This window comes from Micropruina sp., assembly GCF_047607385.1.
Taxonomy (GTDB): Bacteria; Actinomycetota; Actinomycetes; order Propionibacteriales; family Propionibacteriaceae; genus Micropruina.
This window is the reverse complement of sequence record NZ_JASGDE010000161.1, coordinates 1-26,033: the sequence shown is the minus strand read 5'-3', so window position 1 is coordinate 26,033 and position 26,033 is coordinate 1. Positions and strand designations below refer to the sequence as shown.

Sequence of the window (26,033 nt, the reverse complement as noted above, 5' to 3'; positions counted from 1 at the left end):
TCTGATTCACAGTTCGCCCTTGTCATCGACATGTTCACCGGGCAGGAGCGTGTCGCATGAGCAGCATCGGGCCGCGCCCGCTGATCCTCGTCCATCAGCTGGCTTCTGGTGGCGTGTTCGGGACGTCGTGCGGACGGGTTGCAGGTCAGCGCCGATTCGACGCCCAGCTGGGCACGTTCGTGCAGGACTCGGCGCACCTGTCGGCGCCGGTGCCGGCGTTCGATGCACCCGGCCGGGTGGTTTCCTGCTCGGCGTGCGCGGGGTCCTGATGGAGCCGCGCGATCCTCTCGCCGAAGCGGCACGGCAGCTCCAGTTCGCGAAGGATCAACTGGAGCAAGGTGACTGGGACGAAGCCGCCCTGACCATTGCTTACGCGCACGCCCAAGCGGCCATCGCGGCCGCGATCGAACTACGCACGGCGAACGTCCACGCGGCGGTGCTCGCCCTCCCAGAGTTGGTCGCTCGCGACTACATGGGGCGTATCGAGGCGGACGATGGGGGCGGGGTTGCGTGGGCGGGCTCCATCCGGAACTCGATCGTCCGGGGCTTCGGCGGCTGATGATCGAGAAGTCGACGACGGTCCGGTGTGACGAGTGTTTGGACGCCGTGGTGAGGGTTGCCGGCGGGTCCGCGGGCGCGGCGCTCGAGGTGGCGCGGCGGCAGGGTTGGCGGTCCTTCAAGTCGGCGGTGTCGTGGTTGCCGCGGCGGTGGGTCTGCCGGCGCTGCCTGGAGTATGGCCGGCCGTACCGGGATGGTTGGCCGGAGCCGCCCGCGCACGTTGTAGTTCGCCGGTGAGTGAAGTACTGAATGATTGGCTGTCGTGGTTCGCGGCGTCCGACCCGTCGCCGGAGACGTTGCGGCTGCGCCGCTACCAGCTGACGCGGTTCGCTGAGCGGCACCCTGATCTGCTGGCCGTGACCGCTGATGATCTGACGCGCTGGCTGGGCCGGCCCGGCTGGTCGACCGAGACACGCCGGTCGCAGCTGGCGGCGTTGCGGTCGTTGTACGGGTGGGCGCACGCGTCGGGACGGATCGAGCGTGATCCGTCGCGGTTGCTGCCGCGGATCAGGCCGGCGCAGCACCAGCCGCGGCCGGCGCCGGAGCGGGCGATCGCGCTGGGCATGCTGGCGGCGGACAGCCGCGTCCAGCTGATGCTCACGCTCGCGGTCCGTCAGGGCCTACGCCGCGGCGAAATTGCCCAGGTGCACTCCGACGACCTGGTGGAGGACTTGACCGGCTGGACGCTGCGGGTCCACGGCAAGGGCCGCAAGCAACGGCTGGTGCCGCTCGCCCAGGACGTCGCCGAGCAGCTGCTCGGTGTCGAGGGCTGGGCGTTCCCGTCGCCGACCGGTGGTCACCTGACGGCCGGCCACGTCGGCGTCTTGATGGCCAGGGCACTACCGGCGCCGTGGACGGCGCACAGCTTGCGTCACGCGTTCGCGACGAAGGCCTGGCGCAAGTCGCGCGACCTGCTGGCGCTCGCGACGATCCTCGGGCATGCCCGGCCGGAGACGACGCGACGCTACGTGCTGGCGGACGTCGCCGACTTGCGGTCGGTCGTGGACGCCGCGGCCTGACACGGGCACGGCTCCCACACCGGCGTGGAGTTCACCACCTCGTCTTCGTCTAAAGACGAAGACGAGGTGGTGAACTCCCACCACGCCACCTCGTCCCGACGAGGTCCCGACGAGGTCGAGTTTTTGAGTTCCGGGAGCACCTGGGCGCCGGAGCAGTAGCCGGGCTGGTGCGGATCGTGACCGCAGGCCGAGCAACTCATGGGTGGACGACGTTCCAGCGGATGGTCATGAGGCCCTGATCGACGAGGAATGTGACCTGTTGGACTTGGCCGGCGGTGTCGGCCAGGGGTGCGCGGGCGAGCATGACGCCGTCGAGGCGGGGCTGCAGCCACCACAGGGCTCGGCAGCTGCCGGACCAGGTGCCTCGGCTGGCTTCGTTGAAGCGGCGGACCCAGCGCAGCGCTGGTGACCAGTTGGCCGGCGGGTTGTTCCCGCCGGGTGGTTTCACGTTGAGGACGACGTCGCGGGCGCGGATAGCGCCGGTGCCGCTGGTGGCGCCGGCGGCGTAGTAGGTGCGGCGCTTCTGTTTGGTGTCGCCGTCGCTGTTGTAGGTCCACTGGGCGGTGAGCCGGACGATGTTGGCCCACTGGTCGAGGTTCTCGACGCGCTCAATGTCGCTGAAGGCGTTGACGTCGAGCTGGACGAGCCGCTGGTACGGGTAGGGGTCGGTGATGCACTCGATCGTCGGGGTGGCGGCGGCGAGGTGGCCACGCATCCACTGACCGAGCGTGCTGGCGGCGGTGCGGAGCCAGTCGCCGACGTCGTCGTCGGTCTCGATGCCGAGGGCGCGGTACTCGGCCAGGGCTGCGCTGTCGGGGGCGGTGTTGCTGGCCGGCTCGACCCAGGCGGGCCGGCGGTAGAAGGCGGTGCTGTCGTACAGCTGCTTGACCGACGTCCAGCCGTTGTCGACCGCTTTGGTCAGGTGGGACGGGTATTCGAGGATCGACTCGTACGACTCCGCCGTGAACTCGCAGTAGGCGCCGGTGTCGTCGATCCGCAAGGCCCGCTCGGTGATCACCCCGGAGAACAGGGTGTGGACGTTCAGGCTGCCCGGGTAGCGCCAACCGGCGTCGATCTGGACGACCGGCACGCCGCGGGGGTTGCTGTAGGGGTAGGCGGCTTCGTCCAGGTACGCCACGGGTGCCTTGAACCTGGCGGTGCCGTAGGGTGCACGGCCGCCGTCCAGGTCCACCTGGATGTCCCAGGCCGGCACGGTGCGCAGCTGCGCGGGTGCGCCGGGCAGGCGGACGGTCCAGACGTGCTCCACGTAGGGTTCGGTGGCGAAGTCGGGGGCGTCGTCGTCCTCCCACGGGTTCGGGTAGGCGTCGCCGCCGGGGGTCGGGATCGGCGACACCGTGCCACCGTCCCCGGCTAGCGGGAACGTGACGGTCACAGTCACCTTCAGGGTCTTGCCGGCGTAGTTCACGCCCGACAAGATGATGGTCCCGGATGCCGTCACGGCCTTGGTGGTAGACAGCGTGACCCAGCTGCCGGTGACGGTCTTGATGGTCTTGTCGCCGGAGCCGGAGACGTTGATGTTGTTCTGGCTGCCGTCGGTGATCAGGTCACCGGACCAGGTGAGTGAGTTGCTGGAGTCGCTGATGTTGACCTTGCGCCTGATTCTGATCCTGCCGCCCTTGATCCGGGCCTTCTTGCCGGCGGTGTCCATTTCGAGCGAGTCGTAGAAGAACCCGACGTAGACGCCGTTGCCGGGGCTGTCGGTCCACTTGCCGGCCATCAGGCGACCTGCTCGCGGAAGTCCACCACGTACAGCCAGTGGGGGTTCTTGCCGCTCAGCTGCTGCGGGTCGATGCGGGCGGTGCCGACGGCGCGGTGAGTGAGCCCGTTCAGTTCGTCGGTGCTGGTGAGGGTGAGCAGGCCGGGCATCCGGTAGACGGAGTCCAGGCCGAGCGCTTGGGCCAGGGAGTCGCACAGGAATGTCAGCTGGCCGGCCAGCAGCGCCGCGGTGCCGGCGGTGATCAGCGCTTGGGGGTCGCCCCAGATGTCGGCGACGGATCGGCGCAGGGCGCGTTCCAGCGCGGCGCCGACCAGCTCGACCGCCGTGGCGGAGTAGACCAGGGACGAGTCGAGGGCCTGCACCAGCACCGCGGCGGGGGTCGCGGTGTAGAGCAGCGACCGGCTGTCGTCGGGGGTGGATTCCCACTGGCTCGACTTCGGCGCCGGGATCGCCGCGTCGGTGCCGGCGCCGTCGAAGTAGGGCGCGGGCTCGTCGGCGATCTCGACCAGCACGGCGGACAGCCGGATCGTGTCGGTGGTGGCCCAGCTGATCGAGGACGGCATGCGCCAGGCGGCTTGCAGCCGGTCCGCGCCGGCCGGTGCGGTGACCGTCCAGGACACCCGCGTCCAGGTGTTCGCCGCCGCGGCCACCGCCGGCGACTCCGACGCGGCGGCCACCCAGGACGAGCCGTTGGCGAACCGGTAACTGACTTGGAAGGTGCCGGCTTTCGTGCTGAGCATGTAGGCGCTGAACGTGTAGGTCTGCCCGGGGGTGACCGGCACACCACCAGCCGACGGGGAACCGCTGGCGGGGGTGCCGCCCATGTTCAAGCCGCTGTGGGCGGCGCTGCCGGCGGATGCGGCCTTGACCTGCACCGCGCTGGTCACGCCAGCAGGTAGGCCGGTCTGGCCGGTGACGGCGGTCGGCCCGGTCCAGCTGTTCCGGGCCGTCCAGCCGGCGGCGGACGTGCACCGCGGGTCGGGGTACTCGTTGGTGCGGGTGAGGCCCAGCACCGGCGCCGGCGGGGTCATCGCGGACACGATCGCGATCTCGCACTGGGTGGTGCCGGCGGGTGCCGGGCTGAGCATCAGGGTGTGGTTCGCCGGCACGATGTCCACCAGGATCGGTCCGGAGGTGAAGTCCGACAGCACGTTGTCGGCGTCGTCGAGGTAGCGGCGGGACAGCTTCACTGTGGCGTCGGCGTCGGCCGACGGTGGCCGCACCAAGCTGATGTCGAGCTGCGCGCCGAACCCTTGGCCGACCGCGATCCGGGTGCTGGCGATGTCGTCGCCGTCGGCCAGGTCGCCGGCCAACTGCCAGGTTGCATCGCCGGCGTCGGTGGACGGCGGCACAGCCCGGAGCTGGTTTGCGATGGTGAGGTCTTCACCTGACAGTGTGACGCTCATTCGACGTCCTTCTTGGCCTTGACGCGGGCGTAGATGGTCGGTGCCGTGATCCTGGCAGCTGCCCGGTTGACGGCGGCCTGCAAGCCGTCGGTGTTGACCTTGGTCCGGTACTCGATCTTGTTCCGCTCGCTGTTGGCGACCTTCTGCGCCGCGTCGGCTGCGGTCTGGGCACCCTTCACGGCGCCGGCCGGATCGACCTTGGTGGACCACTCCAGCGGCTTGGTGGCCGGCAGCTTCGGCAGCGCCGGCGGCTCGATGACGGAACGGAACTTGATCGGCGAGTCGGCAGCCTGCGCTTGCGCGTTGGCTCGGGCTTCACCGACGCCGGCCACGTTGGCGTCAGCCTTGGTCGGCACGTTCAGCGGGTCGATCGGCGCGGACGGCTCGACCTTGCCGACGTTCACCTTCGCGTCAGCGTTCAGCTCGGCGATCACCTTGTCGTCAGCCTTGCCGCCCTTCTTGAACTCGCGGGCGATCGCGACCTGGACCTCGCGAGGCAGGTTGCGGAAGTTCTCCCGCGCAGCTGAGGACAGGCGGGGGTCGGCGTCGACGTCCATGATGATCTTGTTGTCGGAGCGCATCTGCCGGCGCAGCTTCGTCCAGGCGGAGTAGACGATCTTGCCGCCCTTCACGATCTTGTCGGCGAAGCCGTCCAGCACGGTGCCGTTGTCCCGCAGCGACGCGGCAAAGTTCTCGTCGGACTCGCGGGCGGCCTCGATCGCTTGTGCCCGCTTCTGATCGGCGGCAGCAACGGCCTCGTACTGCCGCTTGGCTTCAGCCATGGCGCCCGTGGTCTGTTGCAGCTGGTCCCGCTCGGCGGTCAAGTCCTTGGCGCGCTGGCTGGTCTCGCGGTGCAGCACGCCGTACTGGTCAACCCAGGTGCGGGTGTTGCGCTGCTCGGCTTCAATCGCTTGGTTGTAGGCGTTCAGGGCGGCCTCGGCGGATGCGGTGTCGCCGGCCTGCGCCCGGAGGATCGCGTTGCGCTGCTCCATCGTGGTGTTGCTGTTGGCCCACAGCTTGTCCTGCTGCTCGATCCAGGTGACGTTCTTGGGCTGCCAGAACTCGTACCACGACTTCTCATCGACGATCGAGCCGACCAGTTCCTGCATCCGGGACAGGTAGTCGAGTGCCCGGGGATCGCCCTTCACGTCGTACAGCTGGCCGGCCAGGTCGGCGACAGCTTCCTGTGCTTCCTTCGCCTTCTCGGCGGAGTCCTGCAAGTTCGCGACGAGGATGCCGATGCCAGCAGCCGCCGCGATACCAGCAGCGGCACCGATCGGGCCGAACCCTTGCAGCGCCTGGGCGAGGACTTCCTGCACATAGTCGGCGACATCCTCGAACTCGCCGCTGAAGCTCGCGGCGGCTTCCTTGGCGCTGTCCTTGGCCTCGTCCTTCAGGTCGTCGAACCCTTCGCCGGCGTCCTTCGTGCCGCGCTTCAGGTCGTCGCCCATGTCGCGGGCGGTCTTCTTGGTCTCCTGCCGGACTTCCTTCAGCGCGTCGGAGAAACTGCGCTCGATGGCGTCGCCGGCCTTGTCGGCGTCCTTCGCGGTCTCACGGGCGAGGTCGTCCAGGCTGCCGGCGACGTCGTCGAGGGCCTTCTCGACGTCCGCGGTCCCCTTCAGGAACTGACGGACGTCGGACACCAAGCTGATCTTGAACGCCATGTCAGTTCTGGCCCGTCTCGACCGCGTCCATGAACAGCTTGATGACTGATTGGGCGTAGAAGCTGGCGACGCGGGGCAGCACTTCACGCGCGGCCGGTTCCAGGGCACGGCCGGGGCCGCGTCCAGGGAGGTGCCGCATGACGTGCCGCTTGTAGCGCTTGCCCTTGGTGCTGGTGAGCACCCGGGTGGAGTCGTTGGCGCCGTGCTCGTAGCCGGCCCAGTGCCGATCAGGCACCAGCCCGTTGCCGATCTTCCGCTTGCTGCTGGCGGCGATCAGCTGCGGCGGGTTGCCGCCGGTGATCCGGGTGCCCGGGTTCAGCACCTTGGCGGCCAGGCCGCCGCCGGCCCGCTTGGCGACCTCCGCCTTCCACACCGGGTTCAACTCGCCACGCATCCGGGCGGACACGCCGCGGCGGATCTCGGAGTCGGCCTGCCGCATCGCCAGCACCGACGCGCGGAGTGCGGCCGGTGCGTCGCCGACAGTGACGGTCAGCATCGTGTCCTCCAGGGTGGCGTGATGGGTGGGCCGGGGGCGCGGGGGCCGTGCGCAGCCGGGGGGGCCGTGCGCTCTGCGCCGCCGCGCCGCCCGGGGTTCAGGGTGCGTCGGTGAAGACCGGTTTGCCGTCGCAGGCCAGGGTGACCGTCGACGTGAGGTAGCCGGGCCCGACCGGGCCGCCGATGACGGCCGGGCTGATGGTGGCGGTGATCTCGACGGTGACGCCGGTGGTGAGCAGGGCGGTGAAGTCGGCCTTCTTGCCCTCGTTGTCGAGCAGCCAGCGCAGCATGCCGGACGCCGCGACGTCCTGGATCATGCCGAGCGTCATCGCCCAGGTGGCGATCGACTGGTCGCCGACGGTGTTGCCGCCGATGCCGGTCCAGGTGTTGCTCTGCGTGGTCGGGGTGAACGTAACCTCGGACACCTGGGGGTCGAGCTTGTCGCTGTCGGTTGCGCCCTCGACGAGCGCGACCAGGGTTGCCACCTTGAAGCTCAGCGGCGTGGTGACGTTGTGGATGATGGTTGCCATCAGGGCTCCTCGGTGATGAGTTGGTAGGCGCAGCTGACGGTGAGTCGCCAGCCGGGGTATTTCTCGTCGAGCGTGCCGCGCTCGGCCTCGGTCCAGGCGCACCACTCCAGCGGCTCGATAGCCTGGATGACGGCCTCCAGCAGCTCGTCGAGGTCGTTCTCGATGATCGCCGGGTTGTCGGCTGCGGTGAGCACCCAGAGCGTGATCTCGTCTTGCAGGATGTCGAGGGTGAGCTTGTCGGGGCGGGTGCGCTTGCTCGTCCACAGAACAGCCGCTGCCGGCTTGCGGACACTGTCCAGGGCGCGGGCGTCGGCGACGATCTGCCAGGCCGGCAGAGCGTCGCTGAGGGCTGCCGCGAGCATCGCGCGGCCGCCCAGGGTCACGGCTGTTCCTTGCGTCGTCCGCCGAAGTAGGGCCGGCCGTTGCGGGGCCGCAGCAGGTTCTTCACGGTCCAGTCCATCGGGAACAGCGCCACCGTTTCGCCGCCGTCGATGCCGGCCCGGTCACCGTCGCCGACGACGCCGGCCCGCACCAGTGCCCGGGTCTGCAGCACCTGGGCAGCGACCCAGTTGGTCGGGACGGGTGCATCGTCGGCGAGGGCCGGTGCGAACGTGGCGCACTGGGTGATGGCGACCTGCAGCGGCCATTCCAGCCCGTCGCCGTAGTCCTCGGCGCCGGGCCACAGCACCCGCAGGCGAGGGTCGGTGGATTCGGTGATCCACGACCCCTCGTCCGCGACCGGCTGGACCGTCATGACGGTCAGGCCGTCTCGACCAGGGCCAGGCCGTCGGCGTCGTGCACGTTGACGGCCAAGTAGCCGAACAGGGCTTCGTCGACGCCGGCCTTGGCGATGTCGAGCGCCTCGACGCGGATCGGGGAGCCGCCCAGCTCGTGCACGGTGACTGCCGGCTTGCAGCCGACCAGCACCTGACCGTCCGGGATCGAGCTGAACGGGCGGATGGTGAAGTTGCCCAGGCCGCCGTCCTCGAGACCGATGGCGATGTTGAGGTACTCCAGGGCGTCGGAGTGCTGGGTGAGCGCCATGTCGCGCCACAGGTCCGGGGCGACCAGGGCGAAGTCGGGGGCGGTGTCGGTGGCGTTCAGGATGGCCAGGGCGCCGTCGAGGATCGCGGCGAAGCCGGGTGCGACACCGGCCGGGACGGTGCCGGGGGTGACCTCGGTGGCCGCGTCCAGCACCTCGGTGAGCACGATGGCGTCGGACACCTTCGCGTAGGACTCGGTCATCGCCTTGAAGTAGGACTCCCAGAACTCGGCGTTGCCGAAGTCGCGGTACTTGCGGTCGATGTCGTGGCCGCCGGCGATCCGGGTGGCATCGATCTGCACCGCAACCGTGCTGATCGGTGCGGACGGGATCGGCTGCTTGTTGCCGGCGTACTCGGCGACGGCGGGCTTGGTGGACCAGCGCCAGCCGGCCACGGTGAAGCTGGTCAGGTCGGCATGGTTGAGCAGCGGCACGACGCGCCGCTCGTAGGCCTTGCCGGACCACAGTTCCCGCACGTACTGCGGCTGGGTGTCGGACTGGCCAAGAATGTTGGCCGGCACGACGTCGGACAGCGCCGCTTCCATCCGGGTTCGGCCGTAGTCGGCGAACGCGGCGAACAGCGCGTTGCAGTCGGTCTTCTTGGGGGCCGCGCCCAGCAGCGCGGCGTTCTGCACCAGGGCAGCGGTCATGGCGGGTTCCTTCGGTTCGGCCGGGCCGGACGGCTCGGGGGTCTTGGTGGTGACGACGGTGATGCGTTCCGGGGTGACCTCGACGATCTTGACGTCGTCGAGTTCCTCGCCGTCGATGACGACCTCGGGGACGGCGCCGGTGACCTTCTCGACGTTGCCCAGGTCGGGCACGGGGCCGTCTTCGGCGGCGGTGAGCTTCGCGCCGGGGAACGCCGGCTTGGCGACGAGGGACGCGCCGCTGACGGTGCCGGACACGATGCGTCCCTCGCGGGTGGTGATCGGTTCGACCTCGACCGACAAGGACGCCCGCAGGCCCTCGGACGCCTCCAGCAGCGCTGTGTCACCGGCGGGGGTCGGCAACACCGTGAAGCTGGCGACCAGGCCGGCGCCGGTGGCCTCGATGGCGACGGCCTTGCCGACGATGGCCGCGTCGTCGTGCTCGATGGTGAGCGGCACGATGTCGGCCAGGTCCAGCATGCTGTCGGCGGACGCCGTGAGCCGGCCCAGGTTGGTCCTGCCCACCTCGTCGAACGGCAGCAGCATGCCGGTCAGCGTGCGGTCGTCGAGCGACGCGGTCAGCTTGCCGGTCGCCAGCAGGGTCAGAGCGGTCATGGTCAGTCCTCCGTCGAGGTTTGGTGTGTCGGCTGGACGGTGGAGACCAGCCCGGAGAAGTCGAAGCGGACGGCGGTGCCGTCGGGGCACACGTCGTCTTGGCTGAGTCGGGACTCGATCGGTTGTGCCCAGTAGGCGAGGCAGGTGTCGATGAAGTCGCTGCGGCGGCCCTCGGTGGTGGTGTAGGTCAGGGACGCGGTGGCCATCGAGCCCTCCAGCATGTTCGCCGGGATCTGGAGGTAGTTGGCGATGTCGAGCCGGCCGGCGTTGCGTCCCTCGATGTACAGGTCGGACACGACTTGGCCGAGCGCTTCGGCGTCCACGCCGTAGGGCAGGAACGCGGTGCCGCCGGCGCGGCGGGCAGCTTCCCAGTCGGTCACCAGCTCGTCGATCTCGTCGTCGACGAGCTGGTCGTTCGGGTCGGTCTGCTTGAGCGCGATGTTCGGCACCGGGGCGGCGACCCGCTGTCGCCAGGCGGCGCCCATGTCGAGGGCGCCGCGGATGTCCAGCGCGGCCATGACGCACAGCCCTTCTTGGCTGCCCTCGAACAGGATCACCTGGCGCGGGTCGGTGATCGGCACGCCGCGGACGAGGACGCCGAGCGTGTCGGGGTCGGTGGTCCACTCGACGCGCGGCACCCGGATCGCGTCGGTGATCGCTCCGTCGGCGTCGCGCTCGACCGCCCACAGGGACAGGCCGGTGAAGATCAGGTCGTCCAGGGTCCACAGCAGCCGGGCACGCGGCGACTGGAGGGTGTGGGTCGAGGTCAGCCAGGTCGGGGTCGGTAGCTCGGCTTCAGCGGCGACGTCCCACAGCTTCAGCGGCAACCTCGACAGGTGCCCGCAGATGAGGCCGCGACCGCGTGCGACGGCGGGGACGGCCATGGCGTCGGCGCGGCTGACGTCGTCGGTCTTGATGCCGGCCAGGTCGGCGAGCACCACCCGGGACAGGTTCGAGCCGGCCCACGGGCTGACCAGGTTCAGGCTGTCGGGGTCGGCGAGCAGCATGCCGACCGCCTGCCGGCTCGGCAGCAACTTATCGAACAGCCCCACGATTTCTCATCCTGCTGCGATTCGCGGAAATGTTCGCATCGCGCACGATTTCCGGCCGCGGTTGTTGTGCATCAGGGCCGCGTGGGCGTCGCGGGCCCGGAGCGCGTCGAGCTTGGTGGAGCTCAGGGCGCGGAAGCCGCAGTCCGGCTCTCGGCAGACACCGACGTAGCTGGTGCTGGAGGGGTCGATCTTGTAATGGATCATGCCGCTCCTTGGGTGAGCAGTCGGGCGCTGGACACGATGCGGCGCCGGTTGGCGGTCTTGGTGGCCTTGTCGTAGGCCCATAGCGCGGCTGAGGCGGCGACGATGACGAACGACTGGGGCCGGTCTTCCTGCAGGAACAGGCGACCGTTGCGGCCGAACGGGCGCCAGGCCGCGGTCTCGACGGCTTCGGTCAGGTCGGGCTGGTCGTAGTGGACGATGTTGCGGCGGCTGATCTCGGCGTCGACCCGGTCGGCGGCGCCGACGAGCTGCGCGACGGTGAGGGTGTGGAGCGGCACGCGGTGAGTCCCGCGTGCCATGCGGTCGGCCGGGTCGGCGTTGCCGCCGATCGGGTCGTGGGCGATGCCGCCGGGTGGGCGGTGCTTGGCGTAGGCGGCGCGGGCGACGGCGGGCAGCCAGTCGGTGCCGGGGCGGCAGGCGACGACCTCGAGGTGGGCGCGGCCGGCGTCGTCGCGCCATGCCGCGACCAACGCGGCCGCGTGGCGGTCCTTCGCGACGTCGAACGCCAGGCCGACCCGGTCGGGTCGGGGCGGTAGCGGGTCGGGTGATGCGCAGTCGAGCCAGGCCTCGACGTCGAGGGCGCTGGCTGTTGCCGCGCGTGGCCACTGACACAGGTACTCGGCGCACCATTTCGCGATGCCCATGGGTCCGATCCGGGACAGCACCCGGTCAATGGTGGTGAGGCCGCAGGAGATTCCGGGGTGGGTCCGGCGGAGCAGGTCGAGGTTGTAAACCGGGTTGTCGGGGTCGGACAGGTCGGCGAACCGGTCGGTGTCGGCCGCGGCGTAGACGACGCCGCCGGTGCCGGGGACGCCCTTGGCGAGGTCCTCGAGGGCGCTCCACAGCAGGCCCGCGCGCTGCTCGGGGTTCGGAGTGCCGGCGATGACGACCTGGCCGTCGGGGCGGGTGTCCATCAGCGGCAGGACGCCGGCGAGCAGCCCGTCTGCCTTCTCGGGCGGCAGCTCGCCGGCCTCATCGATGAGGATCGCGTCGGAGGCCTCGCCACGGAACGCGGACGGGTCGGGCGGCAGCGCGATCCAGCTGGAGCCGTTGGTGAACTCGATGCGTTCCTGGCCGTTGCTCCAGTAGAGCTTCCCGACGCCGCGGCGCTCGAAGCCGGCCTTCTCCAGGGCCCGCATCACCTCGCGGAGCTTGTTCCGGGCCCGCTGCCCGTCCTGGGCGGTGTTGACCACCTTGTAGTCGGGCCGGTTCAGGCAGCGGCCGAGCAGCGTGTTCAGGACCGCGGTGGTCTTCGAGCTGCGGCGCGCCATCTCGACGACGACGGTCGGATAGAGCGGGTGCCCGGCGGCGTCCAGGGCATTCAGCACGCCGGCGGTCTCGCGGCCCTGGGGGAACAGGCCCAGTTGCAGCCACTCGCCGCCGAGCTCCGCCTCGGCGATGTCGGTGCCGGCGGGGATCGGCGACAGCGTCGAGGGAACCGCGTCGCGGTCTCCCTCGGGACGTGGATAGGGGGAGACGTGAAGGGGCCTTATGGCGTGGGCTGCTTTCGGCAACTCAAAAAAAGCAGGCTGGTTGTCGTTACCGTAATTTCTCTCGCGCATTGGTCATACCCCCCTAATGTTTCGCTCGCGTTCGCTGGGCGCGGACCAGGCTGGTGCTGGTTCGCGTGCTGCGCGTCGGCGCTGGTTGGCGATCTCGGCGCCGCGCTTGCCGCCGTGGCTGGTGTTGCAGTGGGCGTGAGCGGGTGCGACCTGGGTGCCGCCCTGCTCGTACGGGATCGGCCAGTGGTCGGCGTGCCAGGTCTGGCCTGGCCGGATCGGTCGGCCGCATCGGCAGCACGGCGTGCCGGCCGTGATCAGCTGGGCGCAGAGCGCGCGGGCCTTGCGGGAGGCGACGCCTCCCCACGCTTTCGAGCCCATCAAAGTCCGTCCAGCGGGTCGATCGCCGGTGGCGTGACCTTGGCCACCAGGTCACGCCACCCGCCTCGGTGCTTCCTCGGTCGGGGACGGCGCAGTTCCTCGGCCTGAGCGATCAACGTTTGGGCGCGGGACGTGCCCGGAACGAACTGATGGCTGAGCGCGTACGGGACTTTCTGGTTCATCCGGCGGCAGGTGTCCTCGATCTGGCCGCACACGGTGCACCTGGGCATGTCCTGGGTTCCTTCCGGGAGGGTTTGGGAGGGTGACGGACGTCCGGGCGCTGGTGCGCCGTACTTCCTTGAGTGGGAAGGGTGGAACTCACTTCCCATGTGGCCACTACGGGTTTCGCGTCGGCGCCAGGGTGGGACGCTGTGGTTGCGCAGCGTGTTGTTGATCCGGTCGGCGGTCGATTGCCGGCGCTGCTTGCGGCGCTCGTCGAGGTAGCCGCGGACGCCGCGGACGATCTCGGCCAGCCGCTGCTTGTGCACCCGGATCCAGCCGGCGCGGGGCCGGCCCTTGTCGAGCCAGCCACGCGACCAACTGATCAGGCCCAGCCGTTCCAGCCGGGCCAGGCAGACACCGGCCCACTTGGGCGACATGCCGGCCGCGTCGGCGACCTGGGCGCGGGTGAGCCGGCCCTCGGCGGCTTCCCACGGCAACAAGTCGCTGAGGGCCTGCAGCACGCGCCGGACGCCGGCCAGCGCAGGCCCGTCCAGCTCGTCACCCCAGCCGCTGCGAGCGAGCTTCACCATCAGCCGGTCCAGCGACCACGCAGCCGTCGGCACCCCAGTCATGGCAGCTCGTCCAGGTCGGTGCCGTGCTTGGCGAGCGAAGCGCGCAGGTCGTCCAGCCTGTGAGCCCACCTCTCGCGGGCGCGCGCGATGTCCCGTGCCGGCTGATCGGCTGGCGGTGTTACCTCGGGGCGGAACCAGTACAGGACGTGGTTGCGGCTTAGCCGCATCGCCGAGCACTCGGTGGTGTAGAGCCGCTGGTCTTCGGGGTCTGGGCCGACGAAGACCAGGTGGTTGTTGCTCAGCAGGAACCCGGTGGGTTCGGTGCGGTGGCAGAGTGGGCACGTCTGCGGAGTGTTGTTCCACTCGCGCCACCGTTGGCGGCGGGCTTCCTTGGCTTCGTCCTCACCGAACAGGTCGAGTTGCCCAGCCTGGGGCCGGCCGCGCGTCACGGGAGTACTCCCGTGAGCCAGGCCAGCAAGATCAGCGCGATCGCGCTGGCCGTGCCGGCCAGGCCGACCGCGATCCAGGGCGCCCAGGCTGCTACCTGGCGCAGGCGGCGGCATCGCGGGCACCCGCACCGGGCTCTCATTGGAAGCTCCTGGCGGTACGGTCGCCGGCATGAGTACTTTCGTGCCGGTCGAGTGGACCGGTGATGTGATCGAGGTCCGCCTCGACCCGCTGAACGTGTCCGACTGGCCGCGGTTGGTTGACGGCCAGACGATGAAGAACCGGTGGGCGATGGTGGGCGCTGTCGCCAACTCGCGGGGCAACCCGAAACTGATCGTCGGTGTGGACCAGGTGCTGGTCGGCGAGTGCCCCTACGCGCGGCTGGCCAAGGACACGGCGCTGATCGAGGCGCTGGAGGCCGGTGTCAACGTGGGCGTGGTCGCGTTGCGCCACCGGCTCGGTGACACGGCCGCGACGCTGTTCCTCGGCAAGGGCTACCGGTATCGGCCGAAGCCGCGAGGCTGAGGCGCTCACGAAGGCACCGTGTTGGGCGTGAAGGGGCCGGTGTCAGTGCCGTGGAGCCGCTCGACGATCTCGCGCCTCTGGGCCTCCAGCAGGACCGGGTCTGAATAGACCTGGTCGGCGGCTGCGTCGGCGTGGCGGTCGGCGTACTCCTCGGCCCGCTCGGGTTCCACACCAGCGGCGACGGCAGCTGACAGGAGCGCGGTGGCGTAGCCGGAGACGAAGCCGTCCATCCTGATCTGAAGCAGGATGGCGAGGGCCTGTTCTCCCTCGACGATCTGGACGTGCTTCACAGCTTCACGACCCGGGCGGTGTGGACCGGGCGGTTGGCGTGCGCGGCGTGCGCACAAGCGCGGGCGATCGCGGCATGTCCCTCGGCGAGCTTCACGCGTTGCTCGGATCGGACAGGATCGTCGTCCATGGCGGCGCGGGTGATCAGGTCGGACGCCCACCGGGCGTGCTTCTCGGCCAGCTGGGCTAGGGACACGGATTGACTGGGGCCGGGCTTCGGCATCGGGTTGCTCATAGCCGAAGGGTCTACACGTTTCGTGTCTTTACGTGACGGATCGACACGCGACACGGTGCGATTTTCCTTCACGTTTCGACACGCCGCGCGATATCGTGTGTTTTATGAGTTCAGTTGTTCAGATGCCCGACCGTGGCGGGCTGGTGGCTGCGGTGGCGGCGAACGTGCGCGTTGAGTGCGCCCTACGAGGGTGGAAGCAGGCCGACCTTGCGGCGGCGCTCAGGGTGGCACCGAGTACCGTCAACGTGCGTTGGATGGGGCGCCGGCAGTGGCAGCTTGAGGATGTCGAGGCGATCGCTCAGGCGATGCGGATTCCGGTTGACCGGCTGTTGCTCCCCCGCCTGGACTCGAACCAGGAACCCTCTGATTAACAGTCAGATGCTCTGCCAATTGAGCTACAGGGGATCGTGCGCTGCGCGCGAGAAGAAACGTTAGCAGAACCGTCACGCGATGTCGTATTCGGCCCGCAGCCGGGCGAGTTCGGCGTCCGCCTGGTCGGCCTGCGCGGTGTCGAAGCTGCCGCCGTGCCGGGTCAGCGTCCACTGCAGCGGCGTCCGGCTTCCGTCCAGGCGGCGCCGGGCGACGATCATCGCGGCCCGACCCCGGGTGAGTTCGAAGCGTTCCTGGACGACGATGCTGGCGTCCACCCGTTCCCGGAACAGGTCGGGCAGCGAACCCGGATCGTCCAGCACCACCGCGTCCGCGGTGCCGTCGCTCAGCTGCCAGCGCAGCGTGCCGGTGGCGGCGTCCCAGCCCCCGGAGCCGATCTCGTGCCAGCCGATGAACCGCCAGCTCTCCGATGTCCGGACGGCCAGCCGGTCGGCCAGGCCGACCACCGCGCCGTCGGCGGACCGGGCCCAGGCCAGCACCCGGGTGCGGCGTCCGACCGCCGCGGTGAGGCTGCGGAAGTCGGCGTCCGGCAGCCCGGCACGATCGAAGAGACCCATGGTGCCATTATCGCCCGGCCACCCCGCAGCCTCACCGACTCAGGCGGCCAGGTCGGCGAGCAACCGTCCGCGCAACCTGCGCAACGCCCGCGCCTCGACCCGGCGCAGGGTGCTCAGCGACAGCCCCAGGGCCTCGGCCGCCGCCCGTTGGCGCAGCGCCGGGGCTCCGTCCAGACCGAACCGGGCACGCAGCAGCTGGGCTTCCAGCCGGGGCAGGTCGGGCAGCAGCGCCCGCACGTCGGTGTCCGGCTCGGGATCGACCGGTGCGACGTCCGCGACCAGGCCGGGCTCCAGCGGCGCCAGCATCGGCAACGACCGCATCCGGGCCACCCACCGCTCGCTGCGGCCCAGCAGGATGGCCAGCTCGCCGTCGGTGACCGCCCGCCGCAGTTCGCCGGTCAGCTCCTCGGCCAGGCCCCGGACGCCGCGGGCGCGCAGGGCCGTCCGGACCGAGGCCTGCACCCAGTGATCGACCGACGCGTTCACCACCCGGCGCCGGATCCACTGCGCGGCGTAGGTGCTGAACCGGTAGCCGCAGGCGTAGTCCCAGCGGACCAGGGCGTCGGTCAGCCCCAGGAACCCCTCCTGGAACAGCTCGTCCAGACCGACCGTCGACCGCCGCGCCTCCTGGGCGGCGATGCTCTGCACCAGCCGGACGTTGGCCAGCAGGAACCGCTGCCAGGCCTCCCGGCCGGCCCGCTCCACCGCTATCAGGTCCGCTCGCGCCACCCCCTGGCCGCCGTCGGCCAACCGCTCGGAGGCCAGCAGTCCCGCCTCGATCGCCTTGGCCAGCCGGACCTCGTCCGCCGCCTCCAACACTGTCGTCGCATCGCTCATGCCTCGATGCTCATCAGCGGCCCGGTTCGGCGGAACGCCGCCTGCCCGACTGTGGAGGCAACATTCGGACAACACCAATTTCGCCGGCCGCTCACAATGTGCGAAGGGCCTTGTCGGCAGGCGAGAATGGGGTCTCGACAAGCTCGACCGGCGGCAGTCGGGGTCTAGTTGGCGGGGCCGGCGGCGATCTCGTTGAGTTCGCGGCGCCGCTGCTCCATTTCCAGCAGGGTGGCGAACATCCGGTTGTAGCCGAGCTGGTCCTGGACCGGGTTGGTGCGTTGCAGCTTCGACTTCAGCGCGGCGATCTCGCGGGACACGCTGAGCAGCCGCAGCTTGGCGACGTACTCGGCGGCGTAGGCCGGGCTGGCCGGACGCAGCAACGGCTCGGTGGCCAACGCCGCCACCACCGCCGACACGGTGGCGTCCGAACTCGACTCCACCACCGGCTGCGGCCAGTCGCCGGCCGGCGTCCCGGCCTCGGCGATCGCGGCGAAGATCGCCCGATAAGCCGGATGAGTGAAATCGTCGGCACCGACGTCGTTCCAGCCGGCGGCGAACACCTCGGGGGCGCGCACCATCAGCCGCAGCGTGCCGCGCTCCACCTCCAGGGACCGGTCCCGCGGGTTCGGCATCGGCAGCCCGAGCAGCGCCGGCTCGTCCGGGCCCGCCTCCGGCGCGGACGCCGGCGCCCGGTCGTAGCGGTCGTGACGGTCGGGCCCGTGGGACAGCTTGCGGCGTCCGGCCCGGGACACCTCGCGGCGCACCTCGTCGACCTCGGCGCCCAGCATCTTGGCCAACTCGTGGATGTAGCCGTTGACCAGCGACGCGTCCCGGACGCTGCCGACCAGCGGCGCGGCGGCCCGCAACGCCCCCAGCCGGCCGTCGACCCGGTCGAGGTCGAAGCCGGCGATGGTGCTGGCCATCACGTACCGATAGAGCGGCTCGCGGCGTCCGACCAGTTCGCGGACGGCGGCGTCGCCGTGCTGGATGCGCAGGTCGCACGGGTCGAGCCCGGTCGGCTCGATCGCCACGTAGGTCTGCGAGATGAAGTGCTGGTCGCCGGAGAAGACCTTGAGCGCTGCGGCCTGTCCGGCGGCGTCGCCGTCGAAGGTGAAGATCACCTCGCCCTTGAGCGCGTCAGTGGATCCGATCAGCCGGGACAGCAGCCGGGCGTGGTCGTCGCCGAACGCGGTCCCGCAGGAGGCCACCGCGGTGTCCACCCCGGCCAGATGCGCCGCCATCACGTCGGTGTAGCCCTCGACGATCACCGCCTGGTTCTTCTTGGCGATCTGCTGCCGGGCCAGGTCGAGCCCGTAGAGCACGTGCGACTTCTTGTAGACCGGGGTCTCCCGGGTGTTGATGTACTTGGCCGGCATCCGGTCGTCGTCGAAGAGCCGGCGGGCACCGAAGCCGAGCACCGAGCGGCCGGCGTCCCGGATCGGCCAGACCAGCCGGGACTGGAAGTAGTCCCAGCCGCCGTCACGGACCAGGCTGGCCTTGATCAGCTCGTCCTCGGTGAATTTGTGGGCCCGCAGGTGCTTGGCCAGCTCGCGGCCGCCCATCGGCGCGAAACCGACCCCGAAGTGCTCGGCGGCGTCGCGGTCGAAGCCCCGCTCGGCCAGGAACTGGCGGCCGGCGACGGCGTCCGGGCTGGTCAGCTGGTCGGCGAAGAACTCCGCGGCCAGCCGGTTGGCCTCCAGGATCCGCGACCGCAGGCCGGGTTCGACCCGGGTGCCGCCCCCGCCGTCGGTGTAGCGCAGCTGGACGCCGACCCGGTCGGCGAGGAATTCGACCGCCTCGACGAAGCTGCAGTTGTTGATCGCCTGGACGAAGCCGATCACGTCGCCGCCGACGTTGCAGCCGAAGCAGTAGTAGAAGCCGCGGGCCGGCGTCACCCGGAACGAGGGGGTCTTCTCGTCGTGGAACGGGCAGAGCCCGACCAGCGCTCCCCCACCTGCCGGACGCAGCGTCACGTACGAGCCGACGACGTCTTCGATCCGGCTGCGTTCACGGACGGTCGCCAGATCCTCCTCGTTGATCAAGCCCGCCACACCCGGCAGTGTACGCAGCGGCGCCGACCCGTGAAACGCAGGGCCGAACCGATGAGCACGAAGCCTGTCGGGCCAGCACGCTGTCCCTCAAACCAGTTTCTGACGGTTATGCCGGCGCCCATCGTGGCGACGCCGGCCTCGAACCGGAAACTGGTTGATCTGGAGCGCCCAGGAGCCGCTCATTTCCACCAGAAAGTGGCTTGAGGCAGCTCTCGTGCCGGACCGACCCCGCATATCCACCACAAGTCGGTTCGAACCACTTCCCTGACCGCTACTGCGGACGCGGCAACCGGGCCCGGTCCCAGCCCAGCAGCTGCACCGCGGTGTCGAAGGCGAACCGGTCGGTCATCCCGCCGACGTAGGCGACGGCGGCGTGGATGAGCGATGCCGGATCGGCGGGCGGTTCGGGCAGCCGGGAAGGGTTCTCCAGGTAGAACGACACCAGCGCGCGCAGCACCGCGACCACCGCGTCCGACTGGGCCAGCGACTCAGGACGGGTGTAGATGCGCTCGTAGTTGAAGGCCCGCAGCTCGGCCAGCGCTCCGGCCAGGTCGGACGCCATGCCGATCTCCCCGGTCTCGACGGTGGCGCCGATCACCGCGCGGACGAAGGTGCTGAGCTGTTCCCGCCGGGTGGCACCGGCGAGCGCCACCACCCCGGCCGGGATGTCCTCCGGTCGCACGATGCCGGCGCCGACGGCGTCCTCCAGGTCGTGGGCGCAGTAGGCGATCCGGTCGGCCCAGCTGACGATCTCGCCCTCGACGGTGGCCGGCGTGGGCCGCGACCAGGAGTGGTTGCGGATGCCGTCCAGGGTCTGCGCGCACAGGTTGAGCGAGGTGAGCACCACGTCCGCGCCCCATGGGCCATGGTCGTAGCCCTCGGCCAGGAAGGCGTCGAAGGCGTCCTCGCTGGCGTGTCCGCCGGGGCCGTGGCCGCAGTCGTGGCCCAGCGCGATCGCCTCGGCCAGGGTGACGTTGGCGCCCACCCCACGGGCGATCGAGGTGGCCACCTGCGCCACCTCCAGGGCGTGGGTGAGCCGGGTGCGCTGGTGATCGGTGGGATGCACCACCACCTGGGTCTTGCCGGCCAGCCGGCGGAAGGCGGTGGAGTGCACGATCCGGTCCCGGTCCCGCTCGAAGCAGGTCCGCTCCGGATCCGGCTCCTCGGCCCGGGCCCGCTCCCCGGCACCGACCGCCCGGGTGGCGCCGGCTACCAGGTGCTCGGCCTCCCAGGCTTCGCGCTGCTCGCGCAGGATCGCGCGGGTGACCCCCAGCCGGTTCCCGGGTTCGGCGTGCGCCCGGACCACGCTGCCCCCGGCGTGGCCGGCCATGGTCTCGGCCCAGGCGATCGCCCGCGGCGACAGATCAGGCATGCCTCCATCTTGAAGGCTCCGGCCGTGATGGGAAAGCCGGCTGGCCGCGCTCCGGCACTCCACAAGCCCTTTTCCTCCCTCCCCGACCGACTTCCGCGACCGTCCGAACCGATCCGCGGGGGCTCCCAGCAGTCCCGGAACCGGTAGGTCACGACTCGGTAACCATCCGCGGGAACCATTGCCGGGAATCAGTTAGTAAGGTTTACTAACCATCATGCAGCATCCGATCCGGCGCAGATCGCGTCCCAAGGACACCCGGCGCAACAACCGCGCCTTCGTGCTGCAAGCCATCAACGACAACCCGCCGCTGTCCCGCGCCGACCTGGCCCGCGAGACCGGGCTGACCAAGGTCACCATCTCCGACCTGGTCGCCGAGCTGATCGAAGCCGGCCTGGTGATCGAGACCGGCACCAGCGACATCGGACGCCCCGGCAAGCCGTCCACCCTGCTCACCCTCGATCCGGCCGGCCGCGACCTGGTGGTGATGGACCTGTCCGGCCGCGACCTGGTCCGCGGCGCCGTGCTGTCGCTGCGCGGCGAACCGATTCTGACCCGGGTCCGCCGGCTGGACGGCGCCACCGGGCAGCAGGCGGTGGACGCCGCCCGCGCCCTGGCCGCCGAACTGGTCGGCGAGACCACCCATCCGATTCTGGGCGTCGGCGTGGGGACGCCGGGCACCGTCGACGAATCCGGAACGGTGCTGTGGGCACCCAATCTGCGCTGGGTCGACCTGCCGCTGCAGCAGCTGCTGCAGGACGATCTGGGGCTCCCGGTGAAGGTCGAGAACGACGCCAACGTGGCGGTGCTGGCGGAGCGCCGGTTCGCCGGCGGCCCGGACAACCTGATCCGGATCCAGTTCTCCCGCGGCGTCGGCGCCGGCCTGCTGGTCGGCAGCCAGCTGGTCCGCGGCGCGGCCAGCGACGCCGGCGAGATCGGCCACGTCGCGATCGGCGAGAACGGGCCGGTCTGCGGCTGCGGCAAGACCGGCTGCCTGGAGGCCTGGGCCTCGGTGCCGGTGCTGCGCGGCCAGCTGGACGCCGAGCCCGGCCGGGCCGGGCAGATCCTGGGACGCGCCGGGCGCCGGCTCGGCCTGGCCCTCGCGCCGGTCGTCGGCATGCTCGGCCTGCAGCACATCGTGGTCGGCGGACCCGCCGACGTGGTCACCCCGGCGCTGCTGGACGCCGCCCGCGACTGCATCGTCGAACGGACCCGCTCGGAGTTCCGGCCGCAACTGGAACTCACCGCCAGCACCCTGGGCGAGAACGCCGTCCTGCTCGGCGCCGGCGCGCTCGTCCTGCTCACCGAACTCGGGGTCGCCTGACCTCGCGCACCTGTCCACCGTCCGTATCATCCGAAAGGAACGCAATGAACAAGAAGCTGTCGGCGCTCACCCTGGTGACCGCCTCGGCCCTGGCCCTCGGCGCCTGCTCGTCGGGCGCCGCCACCAGCCCGTCCGCCACCGGGTCGACGACGACCTCGGCCGGACCGCAGAACATCACGCTGTGGCTGGCCGGCGGAGATACCCCGGACGCGCTGCGGGACTACCTGAAGACCACCTACAAGGCCAAGAACGGCGGCACGCTGACCATCGAGGAGCAGTCCTGGGGCGACCTGGTCACCAAGCTCACCGCCGCGCTGCCGGACGCCAACAACACCCCGGACGTGGTCGAGGTCGGCAACACCCTGTCGCCCACCTTCACCAACGTCGGGGCCTTCGCCGACGTCACCGACATGTACGGCGAACTGGGCGGCGACAAGCTGCTGCAGTCGTTCGTCGAGGTCGGCAAGGTGGACGGCAAGAACTACACGCTGCCCTACTACTTCGGCTCGCGCTACATGTTCTACCGCAAGGACATCTACTCCGCGGCCGGGGTGAGCGTGCCGAAGACCCTGGACGAGTTCAACACCACGGTGAAGACCATCACTACCAAGAACCCGAAGAACATCAAGGATTTCTCCGGCTTCTTCATCGGCGGTCAGGACTGGCGCAACGGCATCTCGTGGATCTTCGCCAACGGCGGCGACCTGGCCAAGAACGAGGGCGGGAAGTGGACGTCGACGCTGTCCGACCCGAACACGATCAAGGGCCTGACCCAGCTGCAGGGCATCTTCACCGACGCCTCCAAGGCGCCGAAGACCGCCAAGGACCAGTCGCCGTGGCTCTACATCAACGACTCCGACGTGGTGAAGGACGACGCCAAGGACCCCAAGAAGGTGACCGGCAAGACCAGCCTGGCCGCCGCGACGATCATGGCGCCGGGGTGGGCGCACTGGTCGATCGGTGACCTGAAGAACGACAAGCGGGTCTGGAACGACGACAAATTCGGTGTCTTCGCACTGCCCGGCAACGACGGCAAGCCGGCCCCGGTGTTCGCCGGCGGCTCCAACATCGGCATCTCGGCCAAGTCGAAGAACCAGGCCGGCGCCCGCGACCTGATGAAGATCATCTTCTCCGCCGAGTACCAGCAGATGCTGGGCAAGAACGGCCTCGGCCCGGCCAACTCCGACTACGTCAACAGCCTGGGCACCGACCAGTTCGCCAAGGCGCTGATCGAGTCGGCGGCCAATTCGAAGCTGACCCCGGCGGCCCCGGGCTGGGCGACCGTCGAGGCGTCCGGGAAGCTCGAGGAGTTCTTCTCCAAGATCGCCGAGGGCGGCGACGTGGCGGCCCTGGCCACCGAGTACGACGCCGTCTTCACCCCGATGCTCAACGGCAAGTGAGCAACCCCGCCGGTTGAGTTCGTCGAGACCAGAGCCGGGTCTCGACGAGCTCGACCAGCGACACCTCGAACACCGGGGACGGTTCTCGAGGTGCGATTTTCACCCACCGGGGACGGTTCTCGAAGTGCGAGTTTCGAACCGGGAGAACCGTCCCCAACGCACGAGTTTCGAACCAAGAAGAACCGTCCCCATTGCTCGACCAACGACCGGAGAGGAACCCGATGACAGTCGTGAGCGCACCACAGGGCGCCGGACGCGTGTCGTCCGAGCAGCCGCGGCGGCGCCGGTTCAGCGTCGCGCCCTATCTGCTGCTGGTCCCGGCCATCGTGGTGTTGTTGGTCGCGCTGGGCTACCCGCTGGTCTGGCAGTTCATCACCTCGACGCAGAAATTCGGCCTGGCCCAACAATTCGGCAAGCCGCCCGAGTTCGTCGGGCTGTCCAACTACACCCAGCTGTTCAGCGACCCGCAGACCTGGACCGTGGTCGCCCGCTCGATCGCGTTCTGCCTGGTCAACGCGGTGATCACGGTCGTCGTCGGGGTGCTGGTGGCGTTGCTGATGAACGCCGTCGGCACCATCGCCCGGCTGGTGCTGCAGATCGCCATGCTGCTGGCCTGGGCGATGCCGGTGATCGCCGCGATGACGGTCTGGATCTGGGTGTTCGACTGGCGGCGCGGCATCGCCAACTGGGCACTGACCCAGCTCGGCCTCGACTTCACCAACCACAACTGGCTGGAGCAGCCGCTCAGCTTCTACTTCGTCGCCACCGTGATCGTGGTCTGGATGTCGGTGCCCTTCGTGGTGTTCTCGGTCTACGCCGGCCTGACCCAGATCTCCGACGAGGTGATGGAGGCCGCAGCCCTCGACGGGGCGTCCGCGGTGCAGCGGTTCGTCGCCATCGTACTGCCGATGATCCGGCCGGTGCTGATGATCGTCACCCTGCTCCAGGTGATCTGGGACCTGCGGGTCTTCGCCCAGATCAAGATGCTGCAGGACGCCGGCGCGCCGACCGCGTCCACCGACCTGCTCGGCACCTACATCTACCGGCTCGGCGTCGGCTCGTCCGATTTCGCGATGGCGTCCGCGCTGTCGATCTTCGTGCTGCTGCTGACCATCGCGCTCAGCTTCTTCTACGTGATGCACCTGATGAAGGAGGACCAGTGACCAGCGCCACGATCCCGAACCGGCGCCGGGTGCGTCCGGCCCGGGTGGTGCTCACCGTCGTCGCCGTGCTGGTGGCGCTCGGCTGGGCCTTCCCGGTGTACTGGATGCTCAACTCGTCGCTGCTGCCGAACACCGTGCTCACCTCGACCACGCCGCGGTTCCTGCCCTGGGGCGGCTCGGCGGCCAATTTCGCGGCGATCTTCAGCCAGGGCACCTTCTGGCCGGCGCTCGGCATGAGCGTGGCGATCACCCTGACCACGGTGGTGTTCTGCCTGCTGTTCGCGTTCCTGGCGGCGCTGGCGATCAGCCGGTTCCGGTTCCGCGGCCGGGCGTCGTTCGTGTTGGCGGTGCTGTTCATCCAGATGCTGCCCGCCGAGGGCCTGTTCATCGCCCAGTACAAGCTGATGAGTTCGCTGAACCTGCTCAACAACGTGCTCGGCGTGGCCATCCTGTACATCGCCGCGGTGGTGCCGTTCACCATCTGGATGCTGCGCGGCTTCGTCGCCGGCGTCCCGATCGAACTGGAGGAGGCCGCCATGGTGGACGGACTGTCCCGCACCCAGGCGTTCTTCCGGATCACCTTCCCGCTGCTGGCGCCGGGACTGGTGGCGTCCGGGGTGTACGCCTTCCTGCAGGCCTGGAACGAGTTCACCGTGGCGCTGGTGATCCTCCAGGCCCAGGAGTACCAGACCCTGCCGTTGTGGCTGCGCGGCTTCGTGCAGGCCAGCGCCACCCGGGAGACCGACTGGGGTCAGGTGATGGCGGCGTCCACCCTGGTCGCGGTTCCGGTGATCGTGTTCTTCCTGATCGTGCAGGGACGGCTCACCTCCGGCCTGGTCGCCGGCTCGGTCAAGGGCTGAGGTGGACGCGGAGCTGCGCCGGGCGGTCAACGCCACCCTGATGCCCGGCTTCCCCGGTCCGGCGCTGCCCGGCTGGTTGTCAGCCGAGTTGGCGGACGGCTTGGGCGCGGTCTGCCTGTTCGGCAGCAACATCGACACTCCGGCGCAGGTCGGGGAACTCACCGACGCCGTCCACGCCGCCAACCCGGACGCCGTGGTCGCCACCGACGAAGAGGGCGGCGACGTCACCCGGCTGCATCACCGGGACGGCTCGCCCTACCCGTCGATGGCCTACCTGGGCCGGCTGGACGACGAGGCCTTGACCAGCGCCGTCGGGGCCGGGATCGGGGCGGAGTTGCGGGCGGCCGGGATCGACCTGAACCTGGCCCCGGTCGCCGACGTCAACTCCGACCCACGCAACCCAGTGATCGGGGTGCGCAGCTTCGGGTCGGACGCCGCCCTGGTCGGACGGCACGTCGCCGCCTACACCCGCGGACTGCAGTCGGCCGGGGTGGGTGCGGTGGCCAAGCACTTCCCCGGGCACGGCGACACCGCCACCGACTCGCACCTCGCGCTGCCCACGGTGAGCGCGGACGCCGCCACCCTGGACGCGCGCGACCTGCCGCCGTTCGACGCCGCGGTGGCGGCCGGCGCGGTGGCGGTGATGAGCTCGCACATTCTGGTTCCGGCCCTCGACGCATCCCGCCCGGCCACCTTCAGCCCGGTGGTGCTGGGCCTGCTGCGGCGCCGGTCCGGGTTCACCGGCGCGATCGTCAGCGACGCCCTGGACATGGCGGGCGCCAGCGCCGGACGCGGTATTCCCGAGGCCGCCGTGCTGGCCCTGGACGCCGGGATCGACCTGCTCTGCCTGGGCAGCGCGACCGCGCCCGAGCTGCTGTGCGTGGTCCGGGAGCACATCCTGGCCGCGGTCGCCGAGGGCCGGCTGAGCCCCGCGCGGGTGTTCGCCGCGGCCGGACGAGTCGCCGGGCTGGCGGCCGGCGTGGGT

Annotated in this window: 28 protein-coding genes and 1 tRNA gene; 9 read left to right on the top strand and 20 right to left on the bottom strand. The window is 70.1% G+C overall.

Going from position 1 to position 26,033, the window contains the following annotated elements:
• Nucleotides 1-56 precede the first annotated feature (56 nt).
• The 3 genes from QM582_RS14195 to QM582_RS14185 all read left to right on the top strand — a co-directional run bounded on the left by QM582_RS14195 (nt 57) and on the right by QM582_RS14185 (nt 1,577).
• Nucleotides 57-269: a hypothetical protein gene (locus QM582_RS14195; protein ID WP_415085446.1), complete on the top strand. Its 213-nt coding sequence runs from the start codon at nt 57-59 to the stop codon at nt 267-269.
• On the top strand, nt 254-559 hold the full coding sequence (locus QM582_RS14190; protein ID WP_415085444.1) for a hypothetical protein: 306 nt from the start codon (nt 254-256) through the stop codon (nt 557-559). The genes QM582_RS14195 and QM582_RS14190 overlap by 16 nt, the downstream gene beginning before the upstream one ends.
• Before the next feature lie 232 nt (nt 560-791).
• A complete protein-coding gene (locus QM582_RS14185) occupies nt 792-1,577 on the top strand; it encodes a tyrosine-type recombinase/integrase (protein ID WP_415085442.1) in 786 nt (261 codons plus the stop codon).
• Nucleotides 1,578-1,773: 196 nt separating this feature from the next.
• Here QM582_RS14185 and QM582_RS14180 read toward each other — a convergent pair whose 3' ends face one another.
• From QM582_RS14180 to QM582_RS14120, 13 genes are all read right to left on the bottom strand, one after another.
• Complete coding sequence (locus tag QM582_RS14180) at nt 1,774-3,315, bottom strand: hypothetical protein (protein ID WP_415085440.1); 1,542 nt, start codon at nt 3,313-3,315, stop codon at nt 1,774-1,776.
• Entirely contained in the window at nt 3,315-4,721 is a 1,407-nt protein-coding gene (locus QM582_RS14175) for a hypothetical protein (protein WP_415085439.1), read from the bottom strand. Before QM582_RS14175 ends, QM582_RS14180 begins: the two co-directional genes overlap by 1 nt.
• Entirely contained in the window at nt 4,718-6,364 is a 1,647-nt protein-coding gene (locus tag QM582_RS14170; protein ID WP_415085437.1) for a hypothetical protein, read from the bottom strand. Before QM582_RS14170 ends, QM582_RS14175 begins: the two co-directional genes overlap by 4 nt.
• A gap of 22 nt (nt 6,365-6,386) precedes the next feature.
• A complete protein-coding gene (locus QM582_RS14165) occupies nt 6,387-6,881 on the bottom strand; it encodes a hypothetical protein (protein WP_415085436.1) in 495 nt (164 codons plus the stop codon).
• Between the two features lie 97 nt (nt 6,882-6,978).
• A complete protein-coding gene (locus tag QM582_RS14160; protein WP_415085434.1) occupies nt 6,979-7,410 on the bottom strand; it encodes a hypothetical protein in 432 nt (143 codons plus the stop codon).
• On the bottom strand, nt 7,410-7,793 hold the full coding sequence (locus QM582_RS14155; RefSeq protein ID WP_415085432.1) for a hypothetical protein: 384 nt from the start codon (nt 7,791-7,793) through the stop codon (nt 7,410-7,412). The genes QM582_RS14160 and QM582_RS14155 overlap by 1 nt, the downstream gene beginning before the upstream one ends.
• Nucleotides 7,790-8,164 (bottom strand): hypothetical protein, encoded by a 375-nt coding sequence (locus QM582_RS14150; RefSeq protein ID WP_415085430.1) that lies wholly within the window; start codon nt 8,162-8,164, stop codon nt 7,790-7,792. Before QM582_RS14150 ends, QM582_RS14155 begins: the two co-directional genes overlap by 4 nt.
• Nucleotides 8,165-8,169: 5 nt before the next feature.
• Complete coding sequence (locus QM582_RS14145; RefSeq protein ID WP_415085429.1) at nt 8,170-9,714, bottom strand: hypothetical protein; 1,545 nt, start codon at nt 9,712-9,714, stop codon at nt 8,170-8,172.
• A 2-nt stretch (nt 9,715-9,716) separates the two neighbouring features.
• Nucleotides 9,717-10,766 carry a phage portal protein gene (locus QM582_RS14140; RefSeq protein ID WP_415085427.1) on the bottom strand — a complete coding sequence of 350 codons (1,050 nt, stop codon included), beginning with the start codon at nt 10,764-10,766 and terminating at the stop codon, nt 9,717-9,719.
• 6 nt (nt 10,767-10,772) lie between these two features.
• Nucleotides 10,773-10,970 (bottom strand): hypothetical protein, encoded by a 198-nt coding sequence (locus QM582_RS14135; RefSeq protein WP_415085426.1) that lies wholly within the window; start codon nt 10,968-10,970, stop codon nt 10,773-10,775.
• The gene (locus tag QM582_RS14130; RefSeq protein WP_415085424.1) at nt 10,967-12,502 is read right to left on the bottom strand and encodes a hypothetical protein; all 1,536 of its coding nucleotides are present in this window, start codon (nt 12,500-12,502) and stop codon (nt 10,967-10,969) included. Before QM582_RS14130 ends, QM582_RS14135 begins: the two co-directional genes overlap by 4 nt.
• 365 nt (nt 12,503-12,867) lie before the next feature.
• Nucleotides 12,868-13,662: a hypothetical protein gene (locus tag QM582_RS14125; protein ID WP_415085422.1), complete on the bottom strand. Its 795-nt coding sequence runs from the start codon at nt 13,660-13,662 to the stop codon at nt 12,868-12,870.
• Complete coding sequence (locus tag QM582_RS14120) at nt 13,659-14,051, bottom strand: hypothetical protein (protein WP_415085420.1); 393 nt, start codon at nt 14,049-14,051, stop codon at nt 13,659-13,661. Before QM582_RS14120 ends, QM582_RS14125 begins: the two co-directional genes overlap by 4 nt.
• Nucleotides 14,052-14,220: 169 nt before the next feature.
• Between QM582_RS14120 and QM582_RS14115 the strand changes: the two genes are divergently transcribed.
• Nucleotides 14,221-14,574, top strand: a complete 354-nt coding sequence (locus QM582_RS14115; protein WP_415085418.1) for a hypothetical protein — start codon at nt 14,221-14,223, stop codon at nt 14,572-14,574.
• 5 nt (nt 14,575-14,579) lie between these two features.
• On the opposite strand, the gene QM582_RS14110 is transcribed toward QM582_RS14115, so the two are convergent.
• The 7 genes from QM582_RS14110 to QM582_RS14080 all read right to left on the bottom strand — a co-directional run bounded on the left by QM582_RS14110 (nt 14,580) and on the right by QM582_RS14080 (nt 20,304).
• Nucleotides 14,580-14,864 (bottom strand): hypothetical protein, encoded by a 285-nt coding sequence (locus tag QM582_RS14110; protein ID WP_415085416.1) that lies wholly within the window; start codon nt 14,862-14,864, stop codon nt 14,580-14,582.
• A complete protein-coding gene (locus tag QM582_RS14105) occupies nt 14,861-15,097 on the bottom strand; it encodes a hypothetical protein (protein WP_415085414.1) in 237 nt (78 codons plus the stop codon). Before QM582_RS14105 ends, QM582_RS14110 begins: the two co-directional genes overlap by 4 nt.
• 332 nt (nt 15,098-15,429) lie before the next feature.
• Nucleotides 15,430-15,502, bottom strand: a tRNA-Asn gene (locus QM582_RS14100).
• A gap of 38 nt (nt 15,503-15,540) precedes the next feature.
• Nucleotides 15,541-16,044 (bottom strand): hypothetical protein, encoded by a 504-nt coding sequence (locus tag QM582_RS14095; RefSeq protein WP_415085413.1) that lies wholly within the window; start codon nt 16,042-16,044, stop codon nt 15,541-15,543.
• Between the two features lie 39 nt (nt 16,045-16,083).
• Nucleotides 16,084-16,881 (bottom strand): sigma-70 family RNA polymerase sigma factor, encoded by a 798-nt coding sequence (locus QM582_RS14090; protein ID WP_415085411.1) that lies wholly within the window; start codon nt 16,879-16,881, stop codon nt 16,084-16,086.
• 164 nt (nt 16,882-17,045) lie between these two features.
• Nucleotides 17,046-18,950, bottom strand: a complete 1,905-nt coding sequence (gene dnaG, locus QM582_RS14085; RefSeq protein ID WP_415085458.1) for a DNA primase — start codon at nt 18,948-18,950, stop codon at nt 17,046-17,048.
• A gap of 253 nt (nt 18,951-19,203) precedes the next feature.
• Nucleotides 19,204-20,304 carry an HD domain-containing protein gene (locus QM582_RS14080; protein WP_415085409.1) on the bottom strand — a complete coding sequence of 367 codons (1,101 nt, stop codon included), beginning with the start codon at nt 20,302-20,304 and terminating at the stop codon, nt 19,204-19,206.
• 214 nt (nt 20,305-20,518) lie between these two features.
• Between QM582_RS14080 and QM582_RS14075 the strand changes: the two genes are divergently transcribed.
• The 5 genes from QM582_RS14075 to QM582_RS14055 all read left to right on the top strand — a co-directional run.
• Nucleotides 20,519-21,625 (top strand): ROK family protein, encoded by a 1,107-nt coding sequence (locus tag QM582_RS14075; RefSeq protein ID WP_415085407.1) that lies wholly within the window; start codon nt 20,519-20,521, stop codon nt 21,623-21,625.
• Between the two features lie 44 nt (nt 21,626-21,669).
• Complete coding sequence (locus QM582_RS14070; protein ID WP_415085405.1) at nt 21,670-23,025, top strand: extracellular solute-binding protein; 1,356 nt, start codon at nt 21,670-21,672, stop codon at nt 23,023-23,025.
• A gap of 221 nt (nt 23,026-23,246) precedes the next feature.
• Nucleotides 23,247-24,188: a carbohydrate ABC transporter permease gene (locus QM582_RS14065; RefSeq protein WP_415085403.1), complete on the top strand. Its 942-nt coding sequence runs from the start codon at nt 23,247-23,249 to the stop codon at nt 24,186-24,188.
• Nucleotides 24,185-25,048, top strand: coding sequence for a carbohydrate ABC transporter permease (locus tag QM582_RS14060; protein WP_415085401.1), 864 nt, complete (start codon nt 24,185-24,187; stop codon nt 25,046-25,048). Before QM582_RS14065 ends, QM582_RS14060 begins: the two co-directional genes overlap by 4 nt.
• A gap of 1 nt (nt 25,049) precedes the next feature.
• Nucleotides 25,050-26,033, top strand: a 984-nt coding sequence (locus QM582_RS14055) for a glycoside hydrolase family 3 protein (protein ID WP_415085399.1), incomplete at its 3' end; no start/stop codon positions are given.

What these genes read in the sequence shown, in the direction of transcription:
- QM582_RS14195 (WP_415085446.1), top strand. Translation starts at nt 57, where the DNA reads ATGAGCAGCATCGGGCCGCGCCCGCTGATCCTCGTCCATCAGCTGGCT.
- QM582_RS14180 (WP_415085440.1), bottom strand. Translation starts at nt 3,315, where the DNA reads ATGGCCGGCAAGTGGACCGACAGCCCCGGCAACGGCGTCTACGTCGGG.
- QM582_RS14175 (WP_415085439.1), bottom strand. Translation starts at nt 4,721, where the DNA reads ATGAGCGTCACACTGTCAGGTGAAGACCTCACCATCGCAAACCAGCTC.
- QM582_RS14165 (WP_415085436.1), bottom strand. Translation starts at nt 6,881, where the DNA reads ATGCTGACCGTCACTGTCGGCGACGCACCGGCCGCACTCCGCGCGTCG.
- QM582_RS14160 (WP_415085434.1), bottom strand. Translation starts at nt 7,410, where the DNA reads ATGGCAACCATCATCCACAACGTCACCACGCCGCTGAGCTTCAAGGTG.
- QM582_RS14150 (WP_415085430.1), bottom strand. Translation starts at nt 8,164, where the DNA reads ATGACGGTCCAGCCGGTCGCGGACGAGGGGTCGTGGATCACCGAATCC.
- QM582_RS14145 (WP_415085429.1), bottom strand. Translation starts at nt 9,714, where the DNA reads ATGACCGCTCTGACCCTGCTGGCGACCGGCAAGCTGACCGCGTCGCTC.
- QM582_RS14135 (WP_415085426.1), bottom strand. Translation starts at nt 10,970, where the DNA reads ATGATCCATTACAAGATCGACCCCTCCAGCACCAGCTACGTCGGTGTC.
- QM582_RS14125 (WP_415085422.1), bottom strand. Translation starts at nt 13,662, where the DNA reads ATGACTGGGGTGCCGACGGCTGCGTGGTCGCTGGACCGGCTGATGGTG.
- QM582_RS14115 (WP_415085418.1), top strand. Translation starts at nt 14,221, where the DNA reads ATGAGTACTTTCGTGCCGGTCGAGTGGACCGGTGATGTGATCGAGGTC.
- QM582_RS14105 (WP_415085414.1), bottom strand. Translation starts at nt 15,097, where the DNA reads ATGAGCAACCCGATGCCGAAGCCCGGCCCCAGTCAATCCGTGTCCCTA.
- QM582_RS14095 (WP_415085413.1), bottom strand. Translation starts at nt 16,044, where the DNA reads ATGGGTCTCTTCGATCGTGCCGGGCTGCCGGACGCCGACTTCCGCAGC.
- QM582_RS14090 (WP_415085411.1), bottom strand. Translation starts at nt 16,881, where the DNA reads ATGAGCGATGCGACGACAGTGTTGGAGGCGGCGGACGAGGTCCGGCTG.
- QM582_RS14080 (WP_415085409.1), bottom strand. Translation starts at nt 20,304, where the DNA reads ATGCCTGATCTGTCGCCGCGGGCGATCGCCTGGGCCGAGACCATGGCC.
- QM582_RS14075 (WP_415085407.1), top strand. Translation starts at nt 20,519, where the DNA reads ATGCAGCATCCGATCCGGCGCAGATCGCGTCCCAAGGACACCCGGCGC.
- QM582_RS14070 (WP_415085405.1), top strand. Translation starts at nt 21,670, where the DNA reads ATGAACAAGAAGCTGTCGGCGCTCACCCTGGTGACCGCCTCGGCCCTG.
- QM582_RS14065 (WP_415085403.1), top strand. Translation starts at nt 23,247, where the DNA reads ATGACAGTCGTGAGCGCACCACAGGGCGCCGGACGCGTGTCGTCCGAG.